The sequence below is a fragment of the Nocardioides sp. P4_G4 genome, from assembly GCF_056401085.1.
This window is the reverse complement of record NZ_JBFUKA010000020.1, coordinates 29,878-53,939: the sequence shown is the minus strand read 5'-3', so window position 1 is coordinate 53,939 and position 24,062 is coordinate 29,878. Positions and strand designations below refer to the sequence as shown.

General features: G+C 72.4%; 22 protein-coding genes and 1 pseudogene. 18 read left to right on the top strand and 5 right to left on the bottom strand.

Features of this window, described 5'->3' with window-relative positions; all coding sequences use genetic code 11:
- The coding region (locus tag AC1DQF_RS06860) for a hypothetical protein (protein ID WP_477524464.1) at positions 1 to 1,800 on the top strand (1,800 nt) is incomplete at its 5' end.
- On the top strand, positions 1,793 to 3,178 hold the full coding sequence (locus AC1DQF_RS06855) for a DUF5719 family protein (RefSeq protein ID WP_477524463.1): 1,386 nt from the start codon (positions 1,793 to 1,795) through the stop codon (positions 3,176 to 3,178). The genes AC1DQF_RS06860 and AC1DQF_RS06855, both read left to right, overlap by 8 nt.
- Before the next feature lie 47 nt (positions 3,179 to 3,225).
- On the opposite strand, the gene AC1DQF_RS06850 is transcribed toward AC1DQF_RS06855, so the two are convergent.
- Positions 3,226 to 3,675 (bottom strand): metallopeptidase family protein, encoded by a 450-nt coding sequence (locus AC1DQF_RS06850; protein ID WP_477524462.1) that lies wholly within the window; start codon positions 3,673 to 3,675, stop codon positions 3,226 to 3,228.
- A gap of 49 nt (positions 3,676 to 3,724) precedes the next feature.
- Between AC1DQF_RS06850 and AC1DQF_RS06845 the strand changes: the two genes are divergently transcribed.
- From AC1DQF_RS06845 to AC1DQF_RS06775, 15 genes and pseudogenes are all read left to right on the top strand, one after another.
- Entirely contained in the window at positions 3,725 to 4,096 is a 372-nt protein-coding gene (locus tag AC1DQF_RS06845; protein ID WP_477524461.1) for a DUF3499 domain-containing protein, read from the top strand.
- Positions 4,097 to 4,139: 43 nt separating this feature from the next.
- The gene (locus AC1DQF_RS06840; protein WP_477524460.1) at positions 4,140 to 5,531 is read left to right on the top strand and encodes a phosphomannomutase/phosphoglucomutase; all 1,392 of its coding nucleotides are present in this window, start codon (positions 4,140 to 4,142) and stop codon (positions 5,529 to 5,531) included.
- Positions 5,528 to 5,692: a Trm112 family protein gene (locus AC1DQF_RS06835; protein ID WP_477524459.1), complete on the top strand. Its 165-nt coding sequence runs from the start codon at positions 5,528 to 5,530 to the stop codon at positions 5,690 to 5,692. The genes AC1DQF_RS06840 and AC1DQF_RS06835 overlap by 4 nt, the downstream gene beginning before the upstream one ends.
- Positions 5,693 to 5,696: 4 nt before the next feature.
- Positions 5,697 to 6,737, top strand: coding sequence for an SIS domain-containing protein (locus AC1DQF_RS06830; protein ID WP_477524458.1), 1,041 nt, complete (start codon positions 5,697 to 5,699; stop codon positions 6,735 to 6,737).
- A 68-nt stretch (positions 6,738 to 6,805) separates the two neighbouring features.
- Positions 6,806 to 7,909: a DUF808 domain-containing protein gene (locus AC1DQF_RS06825; RefSeq protein WP_477524457.1), complete on the top strand. Its 1,104-nt coding sequence runs from the start codon at positions 6,806 to 6,808 to the stop codon at positions 7,907 to 7,909.
- A gap of 94 nt (positions 7,910 to 8,003) precedes the next feature.
- Positions 8,004 to 9,446: an adenosylhomocysteinase gene (gene ahcY / locus AC1DQF_RS06820; RefSeq protein ID WP_477524456.1), complete on the top strand. Its 1,443-nt coding sequence runs from the start codon at positions 8,004 to 8,006 to the stop codon at positions 9,444 to 9,446.
- A 15-nt stretch (positions 9,447 to 9,461) separates the two neighbouring features.
- Positions 9,462 to 10,166: an MtrAB system response regulator MtrA gene (gene mtrA / locus AC1DQF_RS06815; RefSeq protein WP_477524455.1), complete on the top strand. Its 705-nt coding sequence runs from the start codon at positions 9,462 to 9,464 to the stop codon at positions 10,164 to 10,166.
- 20 nt (positions 10,167 to 10,186) lie between these two features.
- The gene (gene mtrB / locus AC1DQF_RS06810; protein WP_477524454.1) at positions 10,187 to 11,818 is read left to right on the top strand and encodes an MtrAB system histidine kinase MtrB; all 1,632 of its coding nucleotides are present in this window, start codon (positions 10,187 to 10,189) and stop codon (positions 11,816 to 11,818) included.
- Positions 11,815 to 13,542 (top strand): LpqB family beta-propeller domain-containing protein, encoded by a 1,728-nt coding sequence (locus AC1DQF_RS06805; protein WP_477524453.1) that lies wholly within the window; start codon positions 11,815 to 11,817, stop codon positions 13,540 to 13,542. Before mtrB ends, AC1DQF_RS06805 begins: the two co-directional genes overlap by 4 nt.
- A 117-nt stretch (positions 13,543 to 13,659) precedes the next feature.
- A complete protein-coding gene (locus AC1DQF_RS06800) occupies positions 13,660 to 14,427 on the top strand; it encodes a ComF family protein (RefSeq protein WP_477524452.1) in 768 nt (255 codons plus the stop codon).
- A 376-nt stretch (positions 14,428 to 14,803) separates the two neighbouring features.
- Positions 14,804 to 15,421 carry a ribosome hibernation-promoting factor, HPF/YfiA family gene (gene hpf / locus AC1DQF_RS06795; RefSeq protein WP_477524451.1) on the top strand — a complete coding sequence of 206 codons (618 nt, stop codon included), beginning with the start codon at positions 14,804 to 14,806 and terminating at the stop codon, positions 15,419 to 15,421.
- 49 nt (positions 15,422 to 15,470) lie between these two features.
- Entirely contained in the window at positions 15,471 to 16,163 is a 693-nt protein-coding gene (locus AC1DQF_RS06790) for a response regulator (protein ID WP_477524450.1), read from the top strand.
- A gap of 16 nt (positions 16,164 to 16,179) precedes the next feature.
- A complete protein-coding gene (locus AC1DQF_RS06785) occupies positions 16,180 to 17,406 on the top strand; it encodes a winged helix-turn-helix domain-containing protein (protein ID WP_477524449.1) in 1,227 nt (408 codons plus the stop codon).
- A gap of 69 nt (positions 17,407 to 17,475) precedes the next feature.
- A pseudogene (gene secA / locus AC1DQF_RS06780) lies at positions 17,476 to 19,960 on the top strand (preprotein translocase subunit SecA); the annotation flags it as partial.
- A 125-nt stretch (positions 19,961 to 20,085) separates the two neighbouring features.
- Positions 20,086 to 20,334: an SEC-C metal-binding domain-containing protein gene (locus AC1DQF_RS06775; RefSeq protein WP_477524465.1), complete on the top strand. Its 249-nt coding sequence runs from the start codon at positions 20,086 to 20,088 to the stop codon at positions 20,332 to 20,334.
- A gap of 337 nt (positions 20,335 to 20,671) precedes the next feature.
- On the opposite strand, the gene AC1DQF_RS06770 is transcribed toward AC1DQF_RS06775, so the two are convergent.
- Both AC1DQF_RS06770 and AC1DQF_RS06765 read right to left on the bottom strand, forming a co-directional pair.
- Complete coding sequence (locus AC1DQF_RS06770; RefSeq protein WP_477524448.1) at positions 20,672 to 21,205, bottom strand: Rv3235 family protein; 534 nt, start codon at positions 21,203 to 21,205, stop codon at positions 20,672 to 20,674.
- Between the two features lie 47 nt (positions 21,206 to 21,252).
- On the bottom strand, positions 21,253 to 21,921 hold the full coding sequence (locus AC1DQF_RS06765) for a LysM peptidoglycan-binding domain-containing protein (RefSeq protein ID WP_477524447.1): 669 nt from the start codon (positions 21,919 to 21,921) through the stop codon (positions 21,253 to 21,255).
- An 89-nt stretch (positions 21,922 to 22,010) separates the two neighbouring features.
- Here AC1DQF_RS06765 and AC1DQF_RS06760 point away from each other — a divergent pair, with 89 nt between their 5' ends.
- Positions 22,011 to 22,541 carry a hypothetical protein gene (locus tag AC1DQF_RS06760; protein WP_477524446.1) on the top strand — a complete coding sequence of 177 codons (531 nt, stop codon included), beginning with the start codon at positions 22,011 to 22,013 and terminating at the stop codon, positions 22,539 to 22,541.
- 49 nt (positions 22,542 to 22,590) lie between these two features.
- Here the strand turns inward: AC1DQF_RS06760 and AC1DQF_RS06755 are convergent, their stop codons facing one another.
- A complete protein-coding gene (locus AC1DQF_RS06755) occupies positions 22,591 to 22,911 on the bottom strand; it encodes a sec-independent translocase (protein WP_477524445.1) in 321 nt (106 codons plus the stop codon).
- Positions 22,912 to 22,914: 3 nt separating this feature from the next.
- A complete protein-coding gene (locus AC1DQF_RS06750) occupies positions 22,915 to 24,060 on the bottom strand; it encodes a P-loop NTPase (RefSeq protein WP_477524444.1) in 1,146 nt (381 codons plus the stop codon).
- Positions 24,061 to 24,062: the final 2 nt, after the last annotated feature.

Sequence of the window (24,062 nt, the reverse complement as noted above, 5' to 3'; positions counted from 1 at the left end):
GCGCCGGGCCAGCAGCCCGGACGCGGGCGCGAGCGCCGCGACGAGGACGACGAGGACGCGTACCTGCAGGACACCGGCCTCGTGGCCCGCTTCTTCACCAGCCCGGTCGCGGTGGTGCTGGCGTTGTTCGCCGTGCTCGCCGTCGTCGGGGCGCGCACCGCCTTCGGCTCGATCACCGGCGGCGCGCTCTCGCCGGTGCCGGGCGAGGTGGCCGAGTGGTGGCAGCTGCACGTCCAGACGTGGCACCCGCTCGGGTCGGGCACGGACGTCCCGGCCCCGGCGTACGTCCTGCCGTTCGCGTTCGTCGGCAGCCTGATCGGCGGCCCCGGTGTCGTCGTCTCCGCGCTCATGCTGCTGGCGGTCCCCTTCGCGGCGTGGGGGGCGTGGCGGCTGCTGACCGTCGTCGGCCACCTCGTTGACGCCCGCGACCTGCCGCGGTGGCTGCACGTGTGGGGCGCCGTGACCTACGGACTGGTGCCCGCCACCTCCGGGGCATGGGGGGAGGGTCGCTTCGGCACCGTCGCCGTGGCCGCCCTGCTGCCGTGGATGGCCCACGCGGCCCTCGGCTTCGTCGACCCCGACCGCGACCGGCGCTGGCGGGCGGCGTGGCGCACCGCGCTCCTCGTCGCCCTCGGTGCCTCGTTCGTGCCCGGCGTGTGGCTCTTCGCCCTGCTGGCCGCCGCGATCGTCCTCGGTGCCGCCGCCTTCATCTCCCCGCGGCTCCTGCGCGACCGCGACAGCTGGGGCCCGCCGGTCACCGCCCTGGCGGTGGTGCCGGTGCTGCTGGCGCCGTGGATCGTGCCGCTGGTCACGACCGGCTCGGCCCAGGGCCTGCTGCTCGAGGCGGGTCGGCTCCCCGGCGACCGGGTCGACGTGTCCGCCCYGCTCACCGGCCGGTTGGGCGACATCGGCGCCCCCTGGTGGTTGGGCGCCCTGGTGGGCCTGCTCGCACTGCTGGCCCTGGTCCCGCGCTCGACCCGGGTGCCGGTGCTGGCCTGCTGGCTGGTCGCCCTCGCGGCGTCCGTGGTGGTCGCCGTCCTGGGGTTCGTCACCCTGCAGCTGCCCGCCACCCAGACCCGCCCGAGCCTCGGCCTCTTCGTCGTCATCCTCCAGGGGCTGGCCGTGGTCGCCACCGTGCTGGGCGCCGAGGCGTACCTGAACCGCCTGCACGACGGGGGCCACCACCCGCTGTGGCAGCGGGTCCTCGCCGGGCTGCTGGCCGCCGTGGCAGCGGTCGTCCCGTTGGGCGGCCTCGTGTGGTGGCTGGTCAGCCCGGACGACGACGCGCTGACCCGCGAGGAGCAGGCGGTCGTCCCGGCGTACATGGAGCAGAGCTCCCTGCTCGGGGACGAGCACGGCGTCCTCGTCCTGCGGGGCTCGGTGGCCGAGGGCATCGACTACCGCATCCTGCGCGGGGACGGCGTCACCCTCGGCGAGGACGAGGTGCTGGCCCTGGCCGACGAGGACGTCGACCTCACCGAGCAGGTGCGTGAGCTCGTCTCCGCCCCCACCGGTGAGCTGGTCGACTCCCTGGCCGGGCTCGGCATCGAGTACGTCGTCCTGCCGTCGCCGGCCGACGGCACCATCGCCGCCGGGCTGGACGCGACCGCCGGCCTCGACCAGGCCAGCGCGGAGGACCGCACCACCCGGGCCTGGCGCATCGACCGACCGCTGGCGGCGGAGGGCGTCGGGGGGCGCACGACCTGGCCGCGGGTGCTGCTGCTGGTGCTCCAGCTCGGCGCCGTCCTGCTCGTCCTGGTCCTGGCCGCCCCCACCGTGAGGAGGGGCCGCGATGACTGAGCCCACCCCGACCCCGCGGGCCGGACGCCGCTCGGCCCAGCCGATGCGCACCCGCCGGTTCGGCCCGGTCGACCTGCTCGCCGTGGTCATCCCGCTGATGACCGTGGGGACGCTGCTGCTGGTCCGCCCGGTGTCCGACGACGCCACGAGCCGTCCCCCGGCCGAGGTCGAGCTGTCGCGCACGACGCTGGTGTGCCCGGCCGCCCTGCCGGGCGCGGGCACCGTGGCGGTGGCGAGCGCCACCGGCGAGCGCGGCGAGGTGGAGGTTCGGCAGCCGGCGCAGGACACCCTCACCCTCGGCGGCACGGTCCGCCAGGCCACCAGCAGGCCCGTGGTGCTCCAGGCCGAGGGCGGCCTCGCCGCCGGTCTGGTCGCCGGCCGGTACGGCGACGGCGCCGCGACGTCGTGCGACCTGCCGAGCCCCGAGCAGTGGTTCACCGGGGTCGGTGCCTCCGCCGAGCACTCCTCTGTGCTCGAGCTGACCAACCCCGACCGCGGCCCCGCCGTCGCCGACGTCACCGTGCTCGGTCCCGATGGTCCGCTCGACGTCCCGGCGATGCGCGGCGTCACCGTCCCGGGCGGTCGCACCGTCCGCTTCGACCTGGCTCAGGTGGTGCCCCAGCGGTCCGACCTCAGCCTGCGGGTCGTGGTGTCCCGCGGCCGCCTCGGCGCCCACGTGGTCGACCAGGTCGACGAGCTGGGCGGCGGACCGCGCAGCCGCGACTGGCTCCCGGCACAGGCCGGGCCGGCCACGACGTCGTACCTCGTCGGGCTCGGCGGCAAGCCCGGCGACCGGGTGCTGGCGGTCGCCAACCCGGGGGACGACGAGGTGCGTGTGGAGCTGCGCGTGGTGACCAGGGAGAGCGAGTTCAGCCCGTCGGGGCTGAAGGAGCTGACGGTCCCGCCCGGCGCCACCGCCAGCGTCGACCTCACCGGCGTCCTGCGCAGCAAGGCGGCCCGCGGCGCCATCGGCCTGCGGCTGGACGCGTCGCTGCCCGTCACCGCCGCGCTGCGCACCCTCGCCTCCGGCGACCTCTCGCACGCCGTCGCGACGGCCCCGCTGACGGACCGCGCGGCTCTGGTCCTGCCGCAGGGACCCGCCAGGCTGGTGCTCGCCGGGGCGGACACCGCCGGCGTGGTGACCTACCGGCTGCGGGACCAGCGAGGCCGCGAGGTGGCCCGCGAACGCGTCGAGGTGGGGCCGGGCGTCTCGCCCCGCGTCAAGCTGACGAGCGGTGCCACCCAGCTTGACCTGGTCGTCGAGCGCACCACGGTGGTGGCCGCCGTCGAGGTCGGCCCGCCCGGTCTGGCCGTGCTGCCGCTCACCGACCTCCGGCTCCGGGGCCTGGTCGCCGACGTGCGGCCCGCCCTGCGCTGACCGGTCCGGCCTGCGCTGAGCGGCCCGGCCCGGGCGGACGGGCCGGCTCAGTCGCCCAGTCGCGGGTCGCCGTACCGCGGGTCGACGTCCTCCGGGGGCAGTCCCAGCAGCTCTGCCACCTGTTCGACCACGATCGTCAGCACCATCGCCTCGAGGTCGTCGCGTCCCTCGCACCGGTGCTCGATGGGACGTCGGAAGAGCACCAGCCGGGTCGCGTCCCCGCCCGTGCCTCGAACCAGCGAGGACAGCGGCACGGTGGCGTCGCCCCAGTCGTCGGGCAGCATCGGCGCGTCCTCGACGGCGTACTCGACGAGACCCAGGCGCTCCTGCCACCGGGAGTCCACCTCGGTGACGATGTCGAGCACCAGGTCGTCGAAGCGCTCGCGCGCCGTGCGCACCGCCGGCTCACCGAGCCGTGCGGGCATCACACCGGGGCCACGCATCCCGCGGCCGCGCCGGTCGCGGGTCACGCGCCGGCGGGGGAGCACCTCGTCCATGCCGCGAGCCTAATCAGGACTCGACCCGGTGGCGGGTAGCGTCTGGCCGGTGAGCCTCACCCGTCGTTGTTCCCGCACTGCCTGCGGTCGCACTGCGGTCAACACCCTCACCTACGTGTACGCCGAGCAGACCGCCGTGCTGGGCCCGCTCGCGACCTACGCCGAGCCCCACGCCTACGACCTCTGCGACCTGCACAGCGAGCGGCTCTCGGCCCCGCGAGGCTGGGAGGTCCTGCGCCTGGCCCCCGACCCGTCGACCCAGGGTCCCTCCTCCGACGACCTGCTCGCGCTCGCCGACGCGGTCCGCGAAGCCGCCCGCCCCATCGAGCGCCCGGCCCCGCCGCGCCCGGTCGACCACGGCGGCGACGACCCCCGGCACGGCACCAAGCGCGGCCACCTCCGCGTCCTCTCCAGCGACTGACCGGCGTGCCGGACGGGGCGGCGTGACGTCTAGGCTGCGGGCCATGACCCAGACCCGCACGACGTCGACGCTCGACGCCGCCAACGTCGACGCCATCTTCAAGGCGTACGACGTCCGTGGCACCGTGCCGGACCAGCTGGACGAGGACCTGGCGTTCGCGACCGGATCCGCGTTCGTGGAGGTGGTGGGCGCCCCGGTGATCGTGGTCGGCCACGACATGCGCCCCAGCTCGCCCGGCCTGGCCGGAGCCTTCGCGGCGGGTGCGACCGCCGCCGGCGCGGACGTCGTGATGATCGGGCTGGCAAGCACCGACCAGCTCTACTTCGCCTCCGGGCACCTCGACCACGCGGGCGTGATGTTCACCGCGAGCCACAACCCCGCGGCGTACAACGGCATGAAGATGTGTCGCGCAGGGGCCGTGCCGATCGGCTCGGAGACGGGTCTCGCCGACATCCGCGACAGCGTGGTCCGCGGCGGTCACCAGCCGGCGTCCGCGACCGGCAGCATCACCCAGCAGGACGTCCTGGAGGCCTACGCCGCCCACCTGCTGGCCCTGGCCCCCGTCGACGGCCGTCGCCTCAAGGTCGTCATCGACGCGGGCAGCGGGATGGCCGGGCTGACCGCCCCGGCCGTCTTCGAGCGCATCGGCGCCGACCGCGTCGAGCTGGTGCCGATGTACTTCGAGCTCGACGGGACCTTCCCCCACCACGAGGCCAACCCCATCGAGCCGGCCAACCTCGTGGACCTCCAGGCGCGGGTCGTCGCCGAGCGGGCCGACATCGGTCTGGCCTTCGACGGCGACGCCGACCGCTGCTTCCTGGTCGACGAGCAGGGCCGTGCGGTCTCTCCCTCGACGCTGACGGCGCTCATCGCCTCCCGCGAGCTGGCCAAGGAGCCCGGGGCCACGGTCATCCACAACCTCATCACGAGCCGCGGGGTGCCCGAGATCATCAGCGAGCTCGGCGGCGCGCCCGTGCGCACCCGTGTCGGCCACTCCTACATCAAGGCGACGATGGCCGAGACCGGGGCGATCTTCGGCGGCGAGCACAGCGGGCACTTCTACTTCCGCGACTTCTGGCGCGCCGACTCCGGGATGCTGGCCGCCCTGCACGCGCTCGCGGCGCTCGCCGAGACCGAGCAGCCGCTCAGCGCCCTGCTCGCCGACTACGAGCGCTACGTGGTCAGCGGCGAGATCAACTCCACCGTCGCCGACCAGGCCGCCGTGGTGGCGAGGATCGAGGCCGCGTACGCCGACCACGACGGTGTCACGACCGACCGTCTCGACGGCCTCACGGTCACCCACGACGACTGGTGGTTCAACGTCCGCCCGTCCAACACCGAGCCGCTGCTGCGGCTCAACGCCGAAGGCCGCGACCGCCCCACCATGGAGCGGATCCGCGACGAGGTCCTCACCACCATCAGGAGTCACGCGTGAACATCGATCCCCAGCTGCTCGAGATCATCGTCTGCCCCGACTGCCACGGCGAGCTCCGCGAGGAGTCCGACGAGCTGGTGTGCACCGCCTGCGGACTGGCCTACCCGGTCCGCGACGACATCCCGGTGCTGCTGGTCGACGAGGCCCGCAGGCCGGGCTGACGTCATGGTGACGTGGTTCGACGAGGCCAGGCTCGACGACGAGCAGGTGCTGGCCGCCCACGACCTGCGGCTGCGGGAGCTCGCCGAGAGCGGCGCCCGGGTCCGACGCGAGTCCCACGACGCCTCCGCCGCCACCGCCGAGGCGATCGCCGGCCAGGAGGGCATGGACCAGCCCCGGGCCGTCATCGCCGCCGGCCCCGACTCCCGGCTGCTGCGGGCAGTGCTCGAGCCGTGGTGCCCCGTGCCGTTCGTGGCCTGGCCGGCCCCCGCCCTGCCCGGGTGGGCCGGCAGCCTCGACCTGGTCGTGATGCTCGCCCCCGAGGGGTCCGACAGCGGCTCCGCGTCCGCCGTGGCCGAGGCCGTACGCCGCGGCTGCCAGGTGGTCGTGGCCTGCCCGCCCACCTCGATGGTCGCCGAGCACGCGGCCGGCCGCTACACGACCGTCCTCCCCACCGTCACCGGTGACCAGCTGGCCACCGCCGTGGTGATGCTCGACTACCTGGCGCAGGTTCGCCTCGGCCCCCGCGCCGGTGCCGACAGCGTCGCCACCGCCCTCGACGCCGTCGCCCAGGAGTGCTCGCCCTTCCGCGACCTCTCGGTCAACCCCGCCAAGATGCTCGCGATCGCCCTCGCCGACACCACCCCGCTGGTGTGGGGCGGGTCGGTGCTCGCGGCCCGGGCCGCACGCCGGGTGGCCGAGTCCATCCGTCGCGCCTCCGGCCGGACGGCGCTCGCCGGTGACGCGGAGCACCTGGTGCCCGTCCTCGAGGCGGCCCGCCCGCGCGACGTGTTCGCCGACCCCTTCGCCGACGCCGGTGACGCGCCCGCCGACCTGCGTCCCCTCCTCGTGGTGCTTGACGACGGGACCGAGGACCCGGCGGTCCGCGAGCAGCGCGGCCGGCTCCAGGCGGCGGCCGCACGCCGCGGCGTACGCGTCGAGACCGTGGGTGCGGAGGCTGCGACCGAGGTGGCGCGCTACGCCTCGCTCGTGCTGCAGGGCACCTACGCCTCGGAGTACCTCCGCATCGGCTTCGTCGAGGACTGACAGCCGGTCGGGAGCCGTGCCGTGCGCCGATAGGCTGCGGCCGTGACCGACTCGAGGGAGACCGCCTGATGGCCGCAGGACTCTTCGCCCTGCTCGACGACGTGGCCGCCCTGGCCCGCGTCGCCGCGGCGTCCGTGGACGACATCGGCGCCGCAGCCGGCCGGGCGAGCGCGAAGGCGGCCGGTGTGGTCGTCGACGACACGGCGGTCACCCCGCAGTACCTCCACGGCTCCGCCGCCGACCGCGAGCTGCCGATCATCAAGAAGATCGCCATCGGGTCGCTGCGCAACAAGCTGGTCTTCATCCTGCCGGCGGCCGTGCTGCTGGGCCAGTTCCTCCCGCAGCTGCTGCCCCTGATCCTCATCTTCGGTGGTGCATTCCTCGCCTACGAGGGCGCACACAAGGTGTGGGAGAAGGTCGGCGGCCACCACCCCGAGGCCGAGGACGAGCTCGCCACCCAGGGCGAGTTCACGCCCGAGCACGAGGCGCAGACCGTCGCGGGCGCCATCCGCACCGACTTCATCCTGTCGGCCGAGATCATGGTGATCGCGCTCAAGGAGGTCGTCAGCTCCGACCCCGACGCGAGCATCTGGATCCGCGCCATCGTCCTGGCCGTCGTGGCCGTCCTCATCACCGTCCTCGTGTACGGCGTGGTCGCCCTCATCGTGAAGATGGACGACGTCGGGCTGCACCTGACGACCAAGGACTCGGGACTGGCCCAGAAGGTCGGTGCGGGTCTCGTCGGGGCCATGCCCAGGCTGCTCTCGGCCATCTCGTTGATCGGCACCCTGGCGATGCTGTGGGTGGGTGGCCACATCTTCCTGGTCAGCCTCTACGAGATCGGCGGGCACGACGGGCTGCTCGAGGGCACGTGGCTCGGAGACGTGCTCCACGCGCCGTACGACGTCGTCCACCACTGGGAGGTCGCGGTCCACGACGCGATCGGCGGGGCCCTCGGCGGCCTGGCCGGCTGGGTGGTCAACACCCTCGCCTCGGCGGTCGTCGGACYGGTCGTCGGCACCCTGGTGCTCGTGGTGCTGCGCCTGGTCGGCGTCGGCGGCGGGCACGGCGGCAAGGACCACGAGGAGACCTCGGAGGCCCCCGCCGACGGCCCCGCCGAGGTCCGCGACGGGCCCCGTCAGGGCCCCGCCGAGGATTCTCCGAATCTGTGATCCCGGTCCTACGATTCTGAGGTCCGCGCCGGGAGATCCCGACGACGCACAGACGTGCGGCGCAGACCTGCTCCACAGACTTCAGGAGACAACGATGGACTTCAAGGTCGCCGACCTCAGCCTGGCCGAGTACGGCCGCAAGGAGATCGAGCTCGCCGAGCACGAGATGCCCGGCCTGATGGCCATGCGCGAGCGCTACGGCGCGGACAAGCCGCTCTCCGGCGCCCGCATCGCCGGCTCGCTGCACATGACGATCCAGACCGCCGTCCTCATCGAGACCCTCGTGGACCTCGGTGCCGACGTGCGCTGGGCCACCTGCAACATCTTCTCCACCCAGGACCACGCGGCCGCGGCCGTCGTCGTGGGTCGCGACGGCACCGTCGAGAACCCCCAGGGCACGCCCGTCTTCGCCTGGAAGGGCGAGTCGCTGGCCGAGTACTGGGACGAGGCCGAGAAGGTCTTCGACTTCGCCGAGGGCGGCCCCAACGTGCTGCTCGACGACGGTGGCGACATCACGATGCTGCTGCACCTGGGCGTCGAGTTCGAGAAGACCGGCGTCGTGCCGTCGCAGGACAGCACAGACAACGAGGAGTTCAAGGAGGTGCTGCGTGTCCTGGCCCGCTCGGTCGAGGCGAAGCCGCAGCACTGGACCTCCATCGCCAAGGACATCAAGGGCGTCTCCGAGGAGACCACCACCGGCGTCCTGCGCCTCTACGACCGGTTCCGTGAGGGCACGCTGCTCTTCCCGGCCATCAACGTCAACGACTCGGTCACCAAGTCCAAGTTCGACAACAAGTACGGCTGCCGCCACTCGCTGATCGACGGTCTCAACCGCGCCACCGACGTCATGATCGGCGGCAAGGTCGCCGTCGTCTGCGGCTACGGCGACGTCGGCAAGGGCTCCGCGGAGTCACTGCGCGGCCAGGGCGCTCGCGTCATCGTCACCGAGATCGACCCGATCTGCGCGCTGCAGGCGGCCATGGACGGCTACGAGGTCAAGCGCCTCGAGTCCGTCATCGACACGGCCGACATCTTCATCACCACGACCGGCAACTTCGACATCATCACCGTGGAGCACTTCCACAAGATGAAGCACCAGGCCATCGTCGGCAACATCGGTCACTTCGACAACGAGATCAACATGGCGGGCCTGGCCAAGATCCCCGGCATCGTCAAGGACGAGATCAAGCCGCAGGTCCACCAGTGGATCTTCCCGGCCACGGACGACAAGCCGAGCAAGAAGGTCATCGTCCTCTCCGAGGGTCGGCTGCTCAACCTCGGCAACGCGACCGGCCACCCGTCGTTCGTCATGTCGAACTCCTTCACCAACCAGGTGCTGGCGCAGATCGAGCTCTTCACCAAGGCCGACGAGTACGAGCTCGGTGTGCACGTGCTGCCCAAGCACCTCGACGAGGAGGTGGCGCGTCTGCACCTCGACGCCCTCGGCGTCGAGCTCACGGAGCTCACCAAGGAGCAGGCCGCCTACCTCGGTGTGGACGTGGCCGGGCCGTTCAAGTCCGACCTGTACCGCTACTGAGGCAGACTTGGGGGCATGACACCACCCGCCGAGCAGCATCCCACCAGGGGCAGCATCCTGGTCGTCGACGACGACTCGTCCCTGGCGGAGATGCTCTCCCTCGTGCTGCGGCAGGAAGGCTTCGAGAGCCAGGTCGTCGGTCGCGGCGACGAGGCCCTCGAAGCCTTCCGCAGCTTCCGTCCTGACCTGGTCCTCCTGGACCTCATGCTGCCCGGCAAGGACGGCATCGACGTCTGCAAGGAGATCCGCGCCGAGTCCGGCGTGCCGATCGTCATGCTGACCGCGAAGGGCGACACCGTCGACGTGGTCGTCGGCCTCGAGTCCGGGGCCGACGACTACATCGTCAAGCCCTTCAAGCCCAAGGAGCTGATCGCCCGGATCCGGGCGCGCGTACGCCGCACCGAGGCGCCCGTCTCCGAGGCTCTGACCATCGGCGACCTGGCCATCGACGTGGCGGGTCACTCGGTGACCCGGGCCGGCCTGCAGGTCAACCTCACCCCCCTCGAGTTCGACCTGCTCGTGTGCCTGGCGCGCAAGCCGTGGCAGGTCTTCACCCGCGAGGTCCTGCTCGAGCAGGTGTGGGGCTACCGCCACAGCGCGGACACCCGCCTCGTCAACGTGCACGTGCAGCGGCTGCGGTCCAAGGTCGAGCACGACCCGGAGAACCCCGAGATCGTGGTGACCGTGCGCGGTGTGGGCTACAAGGCCGGCACGGCCTGACGGCCGGATCGACCACGCCCATGTCCACTCCCTCCTCCACGCCGAGGCTCCAGCACACGCTCGACCGGGTGTCCTACGCCCTGCGCCGGGCGCTGACGTTCTGGCGTCGCTCGGTGCAGGCGCGGGTGGTGGCCTCGACGGTGCTCCTCTCGGCGCTCGTGGTGAGCATCGTGGGCTGGCTGCTCATCCAGCAGACCCGCGAGGGCCTGCTGGAGAACCGGGTGGACCAGGTCGTCGCGGAGGTCGAGAACGAGACCACCCAGGTGCGCGCCCAGCTGGCCGCGGCGCCAGGAACCGACGTCAACGAGGCCGGCCAGCAGGAGGACGTGGTCGAGCCGCTCACCATCCGGGGGGCCGCCCGCGGCTTCGCGGTGATCCTGTCCCCGGCGATCGGCCCCGGCAGCCGGCTCGCCGACGGTGGCGCGAAGTTCACCCAGGGCCTCGACATCTCCAGCGTCCCCGAGTCGCTCGAGGAGCACTTCGAGAAGCCCGCAGCCACGGCCTGGACCTACACCGACATCTCCACCACGCGGGCCATCCCCGGGCTGCCCGAGGGCGCCGGTGTCGTGGTGGGCAGCCAGGTGACGCTGCCGGCCGACGACCACACCTACACGCTCTACTACCTCTACTCGCTCGACGAGGAGCGCCAGACGATGGGGCTCGTCACCCGGGCGCTGCTCACCGCGGGGGTCCTGCTCCTCCTCCTCGTCGCGGGGCTGGCCTGGCTGGTCGCCCGCCAGGTGGTCACCCCGATCCGGATGGCCCGCCGGGTGGCCGAGCGACTGGCCGCCGGCCAGCTGCAGGAGCGGCTGCGGGTGAGCGGGGAGGACGACCTCGCACGGCTGGCGACGTCCTTCAACCAGATGGCCTCCAACCTGCAGCGCCAGATCCGCCAGCTCGAGGAGCTGAGCCGCCTCCAGCGCCGCTTCGTCTCCGACGTCTCCCACGAGCTGCGTACGCCGCTCACCACGGTGCGGATGGCCGGCGACGTGCTGCACGACGCCCGGGCCAGCTTCGACCCCGTCACCGGGCGTGCCGCCGAGCTGCTCCAGCTCGAGCTCGACCGCTTCGAGACCCTGCTCGCCGACCTGCTCGAGATCAGCCGCTTCGACGCCGGGGCGGCGGTGCTGGAGGCCGAGGACGTCGACCTCGTCGACGTGGCGCGTCGGGTCGTCGACATGACGCGCGCCCTGGCCGAGCAGCGCCACACCCGGGTGGTCATCGAGATGCCCGGCCACGCCTGCCTGGCCGAGGCCGACCCCCGTCGGGTGGAGCGCATCGTGCGCAACCTCGTCACCAACGCCATCGACCACGCCGAGGGACGCGACATCCGCCTGCTGGTGGCCGGGGACGACCACTCGGCCGCCATCGCGGTCCGCGACCACGGGGTCGGCCTCGCACCGGGGGAGTCGGCGATGGTCTTCAACCGCTTCTGGCGTGCCGACCCGGCCCGTGCCCGCACCAGCGGGGGCACCGGGCTCGGCCTCTCGATCTCCCTCGAGGACACCCACCTTCACGGCGGCTGGCTGCAGGCGTGGGGCCGACCCGCCGAAGGCGCCCAGTTCCGCCTGACCCTGCCGCGCCGGCTCTCGCAGCCGCTACGGCACAGCCCGCTGCCGCTGGTACCTACCGACGCCCTGGAGTCGGCGTGAGACGGCCCGTCGCCCTGGTCGGCGTACTGGCCGCAGTGCTCGGCCTGTCCGCGTGCGCGCGGATGCCGACCGACGGCCCGGTCACGCAGGTGCAGACCTCGAGCGAGACCGCGGCTCCGCCCGGCATCGACTTCGACCCCAAGCCGCCGCAGCCGGGGGAGTCGGCCTCGGAGATCGTCACCCACTTCCTCGAGGCCATGAAGGCCCGGCCCATCACCACCAGCGTCGCCCGGCAGTTCCTGAGCCAGGACGCCCAGGCCGACTGGCACCCGGACGACGCCATCGTCACCTACGGCGAGGTCGGCGACCCGGTGGGCGGCAACCTCTCCGTCGCGGTGCCTCTGACGACGATCAACGAGTACGACGAGCGCGGCGCCTGGCAGCGCTCGCGCGACGAGGCGAGCCTGCAGGTGGGGCTGACCTCGGAGGACGGCGAGTGGCGCATCTCCGAGGTCCCCGACGCGTTGGTCGTCCCCGAGTCGTGGTTCGAGGACTCCTACCGGCGGGCCTCCCTCTACTTCTTCGACCCGACGACCCAGATCCTGGTGCCCGAGCCCGTGCACATCCCGGAGGGGGACCAGGTCGCCTCCTCGCTCGTCCCCGGCCTGCTGCCGTCGGCCGACCTGGACCCGCGCATCGAGCGCACCTACTTCCCGGAGGGCTTCGCCGCACGCCCGGTGCCGATCACGTCGGCCGGCATCGCCCAGGTCGCCCTCGACGGCGCCTCCGACGCGATCGACGAGACCACGAGCCAGCTGATGCTGACCCAGCTGATCTGGACGCTTCGCCAGGAGCCCCGCATCCGAGCCGTGCAGCTCACCATCGGCGACGTCGAGCTCGGCCTGCCCGGCGGGGCCACCCAGGTCGACCTCGACGTCGGCAGCGCCTTCGACCCCACCGGAGCCGCGTCGACCGGTGACGTCTTCGGTCTCGTCCACGGCCGGGTGGTGCGCGGCTCGGTGACCTCGTTGCTCGCCACCTCGGGCCCGATGGGCGTCGAGCGCCTCGGAGTCCGCACGATCGGCGTCAACCTCGCCGGGACCCGCGTCGCCGGCGTCTCCGGTGACGGGAGCGCGGTGCTCGTGGCGCCCGTCGACGAGGGCGGGCGCGCCGTGCAGGTCGTCAGCGCCGCCCGCAACCTGCTGCCCCCGGCGTGGGACTTCTCGGACCGGATGTGGCTCGTGGACCGCAACGGCGGTCGGGCGCGGGTGCTGGTCGTGACGGGCACCCGGGCCCGCAGCGTGCAGGTGCCGGGAGTGACCGGGCGCGACGTCGAGCGGCTGCTCGTCTCCCGCGACGGCAGCCGCCTCGTCGCGGTCGTCGCCGGTCCCGCCGGCGATCGGGTCGTCGCCGGCCGGATCCTCCACGACGGCCGGGGTCGGGTGCTCGGCACCACGCGGGCCCGTGAGCTCGCCTACGAGCCGGATGCGTCCGGACAGATTCGCGACATCTCCTGGCGGTCCACGACCACGGTCTCGGTGCTCTCCGACATCACCGACGACCTGTCGCAGGTGCGCACCGTGTCGGTCGACGGCGCCCCCGGCGAGGTCGTCACGTCGGGGTCCGGTCGCGTCCGGGGCGCCTTCCGGCAGCTCGTCGGGTCCCCGGTCGAGGGAGCGGCGGTGTACGCCGTCGCCGGCGAGGAGGTCATCGACCTCACGTCCCCGACGCGGCCCCTGGGCGCCCTGCCCTCCGGGCTGACGTCGCTGACCTACGTCGGCTGACCGCGGGCGGACCACGGGCGGACCGAGGGTCGTCCACAGCCGGCCCGCGTCGGCAGTCCCTCCCCAGGTCGACGGGCCGGGCCCCGCGGCGGCCCGCGCCACTGGTCCGATGAGGAGGTGCGCGACGCTGCCCTCGACCTGCTGCTCGGGAGCAGCTGCGTCGGGTGCGCCCGACCGGGACGGATGCTGTGCCCGTCCTGCCGGAGCGCCCTGCCGACCACGGCGTGGCCGGCGTGGCCCAGCCCGGTGCCCTCCGGGCTGGTGACGCCGTGGGCGGCGGGGGAGTACGCCGACACCCTGCGCGCCCTCGTCGTCGGGCACAAGGACCGCGGGCAGTGGTCGTTCGCCCGGGTGCTCGCCGGCCTCCTGGCGACGTCGGTGCGGGCGGCGGTGGGGTCGCCCGACGGTGCGCCCGTCGTCCTCGTGCCGGTGCCGTCGCGACCCGGGTCCACCCGCCGGCGCGGCTACGACCCGACCGGGACCCTGGTCCGCGGGGCGGCGACCCTCCTGCGCCACGCGTCGTACGACGCCCTCCCGGCCGCCGTGCTGGCCTCCCGCGGGGGAGTGCGCGACCAGAAGCACCTGACGGCCACCGACCGGGCCGCCAACCTCGCCGGGTCGATGTCCTGCCCGGCGACGGGCCTGCGGCGCCTCGCCGGACGGCGTACCCGGGCCCGCGTCGTGCTGTGCGACGACGTGCTCACGACCGGGGCCACCGCCCGCGAGGCGCAGCGCGCCCTGGCCGCGGTGGGCCTCGACCCGGTCGCCGTGGCGGTCGTGGCCGCCACCCGGCGACGGCTCCCGACCGACGGACACGCCGCGCGCCAGGCGGGTCCGTCCCATTCGGGCCCCCCGTCCCTTGGCCCATCCTTGGGGAGGGGCTAGCGTCTGTGCATGGAGTCCGTCCGGGTCCGTGGTTGCGTCGTCCGGACAGCTGTGCGCCCGTCAGGGACCGCGCAGTCGCCCGGAGGGCAAGCCGATGCCAGTCGCAGGCAAAACGGCCCACGTAAGGCTGGAGACAGCCGATCACGGTGCGGCTTAGACGTAAGTCCTGCCTCGCAGCCGTCGTCAGACACGACGGTGATCGGGAGAGGGCCGGTAGTGACATCCAAGTTGCGAAAGCCCCTGCAGGCGATTGTGGGGACGAAGACCAGGTCGGCCGGGCGGACTCCATCCCACCTGTCCCAGGTCACGGGGCGCCGCCCCGACGACTCGAGGCACGGCGGGCCGATGAAGTAGTCCTGCTACCAGGAGGTTTCACATGGATGTTGTGGTCACCGGACGACACTGCGAGGTGTCGGAGAGGTTTCGCGAACATGTGTCCGAGAAGCTCGCCAGGCTCGAGAAGCACGACCACCGGATCATCCGAGTCCAGGTCGAGGTGGAGCAGGAACGCAATCCCAGGCAGCACGACCGCGCCGTACGCGTCGAGCTGACCGCCTTCTCCAAGGGCCCCGTGATCCGCGCCGAGGCCGCCGCCGAGGACAAGATGGGCGCCCTGGACCTGGCCCTCGACAAGATGGCCTCCCAGATGCGTCGCGCCGCCGATCGCCGCCGGGTGCACCACGGCCGCCATGCGCCCGTCTCGGTCGGACAGGCCCTGGCCGAGATCGCCGAGCCGGCGACCGTGGACGGCGACGAGGAGATCGTCACCGAGCGTCAGGTCGGACCGATCACCGTGACCGGCGACGGGCCGCTCGTCGTGCGGGAGAAGTCGCACGGCGCCACCCCGATGACCCTCGAGACGGCGCTCTACGAGATGGAGCTGGTGGGCCACGACTTCTACCTGTTCGTGGACAAGGACAGCGAGCGTCCCTCCGTCGTCTACCGCCGTCGTGGCTACGACTACGGCGTCATCTCCCTCGACCTGGACCGCTGAACGATGCACTCGTTGCCTCGGTCCGGCCGGCTTCTGCAATGATGCCCGGGTGACCGAGGCAACGGGTGTCCCAGGCACCAACCCCCACGAGCCGATCCGCGTCCTGGTCGTCGACGACCAGGAGCTCTTCCGGCGAGGCCTGACCATGCTGCTCGCGCAGGACACCGACATCGAGGTCGTGGGCGAGGCCGACGACGGGATCGTCGGCACGGAGCTGGCGACCACGCTGGCCCCCGACGTGGTGCTCCTCGACGTCCGGATGCCGCGTCGCTCCGGCGTGGAGGCGTGCCGCGCCATCAAGGAGGCCGTGCCGTCGGCCAAGATCATCATGCTGACCGTCTCCGACGAGGAGGGCGACCTCTACGAGACCGTCAAGAACGGCGCCTCCGGCTACCTGCTCAAGGACTCCTCCATCGAGGAGGTCGCGCAGGCGGTCCGCGTCGTCAACGAGGGCCAGTCGCTCATCAGCCCGTCGATGGCCGTCAAGCTCATCGACGAGTTCAAGCAGATGTCCAAGCCTGACAAGCAGCAGAGCACCGCGCTCAAGCTCACCGACCGTGAGCTCGAGGTGCTGCGCCTCGTCGCTCGCGGCCTCAACAACCGTGAGGTGGCCAAGGAGCTGTTCATCTCCGAGAACACCGTCAAGAACCACGTCCGCAACATCCTCGAGAAGCTCCAGCTGCACTCGAGGATGGAGGCCGTGATGTACGCGATGAAGGAAAAGCTGCTGGACCTGCCCTGACGGGCACGCCCCGACGATGACCGGCACGACGGACAGCCTCAGCACGCTCCAGGCGCGCCGCATCGCGCTGGCCGCCCAGGGGTTCACCGACCGGGCGCACGCGACGCCGTCCCTGCGGACGCTCGAGCGGACCCTGGCGCGCACCGGTGTCCTCCAGGTCGACTCGGTCAACGTCCTCCAGCGCGCCCACTACATGCCGCTCTACTCGCGGATGGGTGCCTACGACCGGGACCTGCTGCGCCGCGCGTCGCAACGGCGACCGCGCCGGATGGTCGAGTACTGGGCGCACGTCCAGGCCTTCATGCCCGTCGACCTGTGGCCGGTGATGCAGCACCGGATGGACGGCTACCGCGAGCAGCGGGGCAAGTGGGGCTTCACCGCCGACCCGGCCCTCGAGCCGGGCGTGCTGGCGGCCGTCCGCGAGCGGGGCCCGGTCACCGCCCGCGACCTGGAGGAGGAGTTCTCCGAGGGGCCGCGCACCAAGGAGCACTGGGGCTGGAACTGGTCGCAGGCGCGCAAGGTCCTCGACTACCTCTTCCTGGTGGGCGACGTCGCCATCGCCGGGCGCACCGCGCAGTTCGAGGTCCTCTACGACGTCCCCGAGCGGGTGCTGCCGGCCGCGGTCCTGGCCGCGCCCACCCCGAGCAGGGCCGACGCCGACCTCGAGCTCGTGCGCCGTGCCGCCCGGTCGCACGGGGTCGCCACGCTGCGCTGCCTGGCCGACTACTACCGGATGCCGGTGGTCGACACGAAGGCCGCCGTCGAGACGCTCCTCGAGACCGKCGGGCTGATCCCGGTCACCGTGCCGGGCTGGACGCGCGCGGCGTACCTCCACAGCGAGGCGCGGCTGCCCCGGCGCGTCGGGGCGCGGGCCCTGCTCTCCCCGTTCGACCCGGTCGTGTGGGAGCGATCGCGCGCCGAGACGCTCTTCGGCTTCTCCTACCGGATCGAGATCTACGTCCCTCCGGACAAGCGCGTCCACGGCTACTACGTGCTGCCCTTCCTGCTGGGGGACGCCATCGTGGCCCGGGTCGACCTCAAGGCCGACCGGGCCACCGGGCGCCTGCTGGTCCAGGGTGCGTACGCCGAGCCCGGAGCGCCGCCGGAGACCCCGGAGGAGCTGATGGCCGAGCTGGAGCGCCTCGCCGGCTGGCTCGACCTCACCGACGTCGTGGTGGGGGAGCGGGGCGACCTGGCGGGCCCACTGGCCGCCGTTGCCACCCTCGCTGGGAGGCGTGGGTAGCATGATCGACGGCCATCCGGCCGCCCGTACGTTGCACAACTCACTCTCACTCAACGGAGTCGCATCACCGTGCCTGCCATCATCGACAAGCTCCTCCGCATCGGCGAAGGCAAGATCCTGCGCCAGCTCGAGGCGATCGCCAAGGCCGTCAACGCCATCGAGGACGACTTCGTCTCGATGAGCGACGACGAGCTGCGGGGCATGACGGTGGAGTTCCGCGAGCGGCTCGCCCAGGGTGAGTCCCTCGACGACCTCATGCCGGAGGCCTTCGCGACCGTGCGCGAGGCGTCCAAGCGCGTGCTCGGCATGCGGCCCTTCGACGTCCAGATCATGGGTGCGGCCGCGCTGCACCTCGGCAACATCGCCGAGATGAAGACCGGCGAGGGCAAGACCCTCGTCGCGGTGCTCCCGTCGTACCTCAACGCCCTCGAGGGCAAGGGCGTGCACGTCGTCACCGTCAACGACTACCTCGCGACGTTCCAGTCCGAGCAGATGGGCCGTGTCCACCACTTCCTGGGGYTGACCGTCGGCGTGATCCTGCCGTCGATGCGTCCCGCCGAGCGTCGCGAGGCCTACGCCTGCGACATCACGTACGGCACCAACAACGAGCTCGGCTTCGACTACCTGCGCGACAACATGGCCGACGCCATCGAGGACTGCGTGCAGCGCGGCCACAACTTCGCCGTGGTCGACGAGGTCGACTCGATCCTCATCGACGAGGCGCGGACCCCGCTCATCATCAGCGGCCCGACCCAGGACGAGGTCAAGTGGTATGCCGAGTTCGCGACGATCGCGCGCTCGATGCGCCTCGACCACGACTACGAGGTCGACGAGAAGAAGCGCACCATCTCCGTCCTCGAGCCCGGCATCACCAAGGTCGAGGACCACCTGGGCATCGACAACCTCTACGACTCGGTCAACACCCCGCTCATCTCGTTCCTCAACAACTCCATCAAGGCCAAGGAGCTGTTCCGCAACGACAAGGAGTACGTCGTCATCGACGGCGAGGTCCTCATCGTCGACGAGCACACCGGTCGCATGCTGGCCGGGCGTCGCTACAACGACGGCCTCCACCAGGCCATCGAGGCCAAGGAGGGCGTGACCGTCCGCGAGGAGTACCAGACCCTCGCCACCGTCACCCTGCAGAACTACTTCCGCCTCTACGACAAGCTGTCCGGCATGACCGGTACGGCCATGACCGAGGCCTCCGAGTTCGACAAGATCTACAAGCTCGGCGTGGTGCCCATCCCCACCAACAAGCCGATGGCGCGCGAGGACCAGGGCGACCTCGTCTACCGCACCGAGGAGGCGAAGTACCTCGCCGTCGTCGACGACATCGCCGAGCGCAACGCGGCCGGACAGCCCGTCCTCGTCGGCACCGTGTCGGTCGAGAAGTCCGAGCTGCTCTCCGGCCTCCTCCGCAAGAAGGGTGTCCCGCACACCGTCCTCAACGCCAAGCAGCACGCCGACGAGGCCAAGGTGGTCGCGCTCGCCGGTCACAAGGGCTCGGTGACCGTCGCCACCAACATGGCCGGTCGAGGCACCGACATCATGCTGGGTGGGTCCGTCGACTTCCTCGCCGACCAGGAGCTGCGCAAGCAGGGCCTCGACCCGGTGGAGAACGTCGAGGAGTACGACGCCGCCTGGCCGATGATGGTCGAGCGGATCAAGGCGCAGGTCGCCGCGGAGCACGACGCCGTCAAGGAGCTCGGCGGCCTGTACGTCGTGGGCACCGAGCGCCACGAGTCCCGTCGCATCGACAACCAGCTGCGCGGTCGCTCCGGCCGTCAGGGCGACCCCGGCGAGTCCCGCTTCTACCTGTCCCTCGAGGACGAGCTGATGCGGCTCTTCAAGTCCGACTGGGTCGACCGCGTCCTCCAGGTGCTCAAGGTGCCCGACGACGTCCCGATCGAGAACAAGCGCGTCACAGGCGCCATCGCCAGCGCGCAGGGGCAGGTCGAGTCGCAGAACTTCGAGTCCCGCAAGAACGTCCTCAAGTACGACGACGTGATGAGCCGCCAGCGCGAGGTCATCTACGGCGAGCGCCGTCGGGTCCTCGAGGGCGCCGACCTCGAGCAGCAGATCCGCACCTTCATCGACGACGTCGTCATCGGCTACGTCGCCGGGTCGACCGAGGGCTACGCCGAGGACTGGGACCTCGACAAGCTGTTCACCGCGCTCAAGCAGCTCTACCCGTGCACCCTCACCGAGGAAGGCGTCGACGCAGCCGCCGGCGGTCGCGCCGGACTGAGCCGCGAGACGCTCATCGCGGACATCCAGAAGGACATCCAGAACGCCTACGACCAGCGCGAGGCCGAGATGGGCGAGGAGGTCATGCGCGAGCTCGAGCGGCGCGTGATCCTCTCCGTGCTGGACCGCAAGTGGCGCGAGCACCTCTACGAGATGGACTACCTGCGCGAGGGCATCTACCTGCGGGCCTACTCGCAGCGCGACCCGCTCGTGGAGTACCAGCGCGAGGGCTTCGACATGTTCACCGCGATGATGGACGGCATCAAGGAGGAGTCGGTCGGCTTCCTCTTCAACCTCCAGGTCGAGATCACCGAGGACGACGGTGTCGAGCACGACCACGACCATGCGCACGACCACGACCATGCGCACGACCACGATCACGATCACGACCACGAGGTGGCGCCGGTCGGCGTCGCCCCGGCGATCGACATGGGCGAGGCCCAGGGCCACGCGCCGCAGTTCCGGGCCAAGGGCCTCGAGCGCAAGGAGCGGCCGACCAACCTGGCCTACTCCGCGCCCAGCGAGGACGGCGAGGTCGAGGTCACGGCGGAGGCCGTCTCGGACGAGTTCGCCGGGGTCGGGCGCAACGACATGTGTCCCTGTGGCTCGGGCAAGAAGTTCAAGCGCTGCCACGGCGCGCCCGGCGGGGCCTCGGGCCGCGCCACCATCGGCGGCTGACCCCGTCCAGCGCATCACGGCCGGACCCGCACACCGCGGGTCCGGCCGTTGCCGTCTCTGCGTGGCACCCGCTGCGCGGCACCGCCCGGCCCCGCCCCCACCCCCACGCTCCCCGGACCCGGCGGGCGGTGAGTGGGCCACATTTCCCGGTCCAGCGCGGTGGCTGGGTGACCTCTCGCTCCGCGTGTACGCCGCGACGCGCCCGGTGGCGGTGCGGCCGCCACGTTCTGTCGTCGCGGAATGTGGCTCACCCACCGGGTAGGCGGCGGCAGCAGTCGCGGAAGGTGGCTGGCTCACCGCCCCGCGGGCAGGGACGCCCCGGGGGCAGGTGCGAGCCTCAGCCGAACACCAGGGCGACGCACTGCCAGCGGCCGTCGCGGGCCTCGAACCGCGCGGCGAGGGCGCGGGAGCGCTGGCCGTGGCGCACCCGGGCCGAGACCTCGAGGGCGTCGGCGGCCACCAGGCTGGTGCGGACCGAGGCCACGGTCGGCCGGATCGCCCCCCGGCCGCGGCCCGTGGTCGGGGTGGTGCCGGCGGCCAGGGACACGGTCGCGGCCCGACGGCCCAGCTCCTGGTACAGCCGGTGCTCGGTGTGGCGCAGCAGCTGGCTCAGCGGCCGGTCACCCATGGCGATCTCGACGGCGGCGCTGAGGTAGCGGTGGACGAACGCGTCCAGCCGGTGGCGCCGCTCCCCGTCCACCGCCACCAGGTCGAAGTGCGGCAGGTCCAGGGTGGAGTCGGGCTCGGGAGGGTCGAGCCGGGGCGTCAGGTCGAGGGCGAGCGCCCCCTGGACGCTGGCCACCGGCACCGGCGGGCGGATCGGGATGACCTGGCCGTCGGTCTGGGTCCGGGTCTGCCGGATGGTGGTCATCTGGGTTCCTCTCCTCGGGGTGGACGGCGGGTCGGCAGGTCGGCGGCTCATCGCTCGTCCCTGTCGCCGATGGGGGCGGGCAGGTGCAGCCTCTGACCGGGGCGGATCAGGCTGCGGTCGGCGCCGATCTCCGCGCGGTTGGCGGCGTAGACGGCGCGCCAGGCCTTCTCGATCTCGTCCGGACCCGACGTGGCGGGGAGGCGGGCCGCGGCCAGTGACCACAGCGAGTCGCCGGCGCGCACCACGACCTCCTCCCCGGTGACCCGGGACGGCCCGGACACGGGGCGGGTCGTCGGGCCGGGCTCGACGTGGGCGACCACACCTGCGGTGGCCCGGTCGGGGAGGGGGAGACCGGCGAGCCGCTCGAGGTCGCCGCCCTGCCCGGCCATCGCCGGGGCCGAGACCCCGGCGACCACCGCAGCGCCGCAGGCGGCCAGGACCAGCCGCCGGGTCAGGCCGTGCCCGCCCCGGGGGACCCGGCCGCGCACGAGGGCGACCGTGGTCGCGGTGGTCACCCACCAGAGGCGGGCCGCGCAGACGAGCAGGGCCGCGGCGCACACGGCGACCAGCAGGTCCTCGAAGCTGTGCTGCCAGGTCTCCGGCCGCGGCAGGGCGGCGGCGGCACCGCCTGCCAGCCAGCAGGTGGCCGCTGCCGCCGTGGTGACGGCTACCCAGACGGCCAGGCACCGCACGGTCGTCGCGTTCCCCCGAGACATCCCCAATCCTTTCGTTTGCGTGCGTTTGCTTCATTCAAAGCATCTATACGTAAGGTGTCAACGGGTTGTGCACAGGCTAGGGTCGGGCCATGCGGTGGGATGAACAGCTCTTCGAGCTCTTCGACGACCTCGAGGGACAGGCCTCGGCGCTGTACGACGTCGAGCGCGGGGCCGAGCTCCTCGACCGCAGCCGCGCGGAGTACCACCAGGTCGCGCTGGTGAGCAGGCTGGTGGCGTCCGTGGGGTCGACGGTGGGCCTGGAGGTGGCCGGCGTGGGCCGGGTCGACGGCGAGCTGCGGCGTACGGGCGAGGGATGGTGCCTGGTCAGCGGGCACCAGCAGGACTGGATCGTCCGCACGGCACGGATCCACGTCGTCCACGGTGCCTCGGAGCGGTCGGTGCCCGAGGTGGCCTGGTCACCGCTACAGCGGTTGGGGGTGGGGTCGGCGCTGCGCCGGCTCGCCGAGTCCCGCGCCCGGTGCCTGGTGCACCTCGCCGACGGCGCGCAGCACGAGGCCGTCGTACGCCGGGTGGGTCAGGACTTCGTCGAGGTCGAGTCCCCGGCGGGCGCCCGGCTGCTGCTCGCCTTCGACGGCATCGCCGCCGTCCAGTCGCGCTGACGCGAGGCCAACGCCCGACGCCCGGCAGGCCGGGACCTCGGGGGAGGCGTCAGGTCGCGTCGACGTCGTACGGCGGCAGCTGGCCCTCGGCGAGCTGGGGCTGGGGCGCCGGACGCTCGTCCTCGTCCTCCATCGCCTCGATGATGTGCTTGCGCACGATGTTGCGCGGGTCCAGGTCGCGCAGCTCGAGGTCGGAGTACTCCGGGCCGAGCTCGTTGCGCAGCTCGTCACGGGCCGAGTTGGCCATCGCCCGGGCCTTGCGCAGCATGATGCCGGCCTGCTTGGCCATCACCGGGAGTCGCTCGGGCCCGAACACCAGCACGGCCACCAGGGCGATGACGGCCAGCTCCAGCAGCCCGACGTCGAACATGGGTCAGAACTTAGCGGTCGGAGTGAGCCCGAGCTGCATACCGGCCAGTCCGCGGCCGCGTCCGGCGAGCTTGTCGGCCACCGCCAACAGCTCGAGGGYGGCCGGCGCGGTGGGGTCGGACTCGACGATCGGCTTGCCGGCGTCGCCACCCTCGCGCAGCGACGGGTCGAGCGGGATACGACCCAGGACGGGGACGTCGTAGCCGAAGCGCTGCGACAGCGTCTGGGCGACCCGGTCGCCGCCGCCGCTGCCGAAGACCTCCATGGTGGAGCCGTCGGGCAGGGTCAGGAAGCTCATGTTCTCCACGACGCCGATGACGCGCTGGTGCATCATCGAGGCCATCGTGCCGGCGCGCTCGGCCACCTCGGCCGCGGCCTCCTGCGGGGTGGTCACCACGACCACCTCGGCGCTCGGCAGGTGCTGGCCCAGCGAGATGGCGATGTCGCCGGTGCCGGGCGGCAGGTCGAGGAGCAGGGCGTCGAGGTCGCCCCAGTAGACGTCGGCCAGCATCTGCACCAGCGCCCGGTCGAGCATCGGACCACGCCAGGCGACGACCTGGTCGCGGCGCGGCTTGAGCATCCCGATGGAGATCACCGAGACGCCCGAGGGGGTCGGGACGGGCATGATCAGGTCGTCGACCTGGGTCGGGCGGGCGTCCGCGATGCCGAGCATGGCCGGCACCGAGTGGCCGTAGATGTCGGCGTCGACCACGCCCACCTTGAGCCCCTGCGCGGCCAGGGCCAGCGCGAGGTTGACGGTGACCGAGGACTTGCCGACGCCGCCCTTGCCACTGGCGATCGCGTAGACCTTGGTCAGCGAGCCGGGCTGGGCGAAGGGGATCTCACGCTGCGCCTGGCCCCCGCTGAGGATCTCCTTGAGCCCGGCGCGCTGCTCGGGCGTCATCACCCCGAGCGTGAGGTCGACCGAGGAGACCCCGGCGACCGCGGTCACGGCGGCGGTGACGTCGCGGTTGATCGTGTCCTTGAGGGGGCACCCGGACACCGTCAGCAGCACGTGGACGGCAACCGCGCCGTCCTCGGCGACCTCCACCGAGTCGACCATCCCGAGCTCGGTGATGGGGCGCTTGATCTCGGGGTCGTTGACGCCGGCGAGGGCGTCCATGACCTGCTGCTGCGTGGGGGTGCTCATGA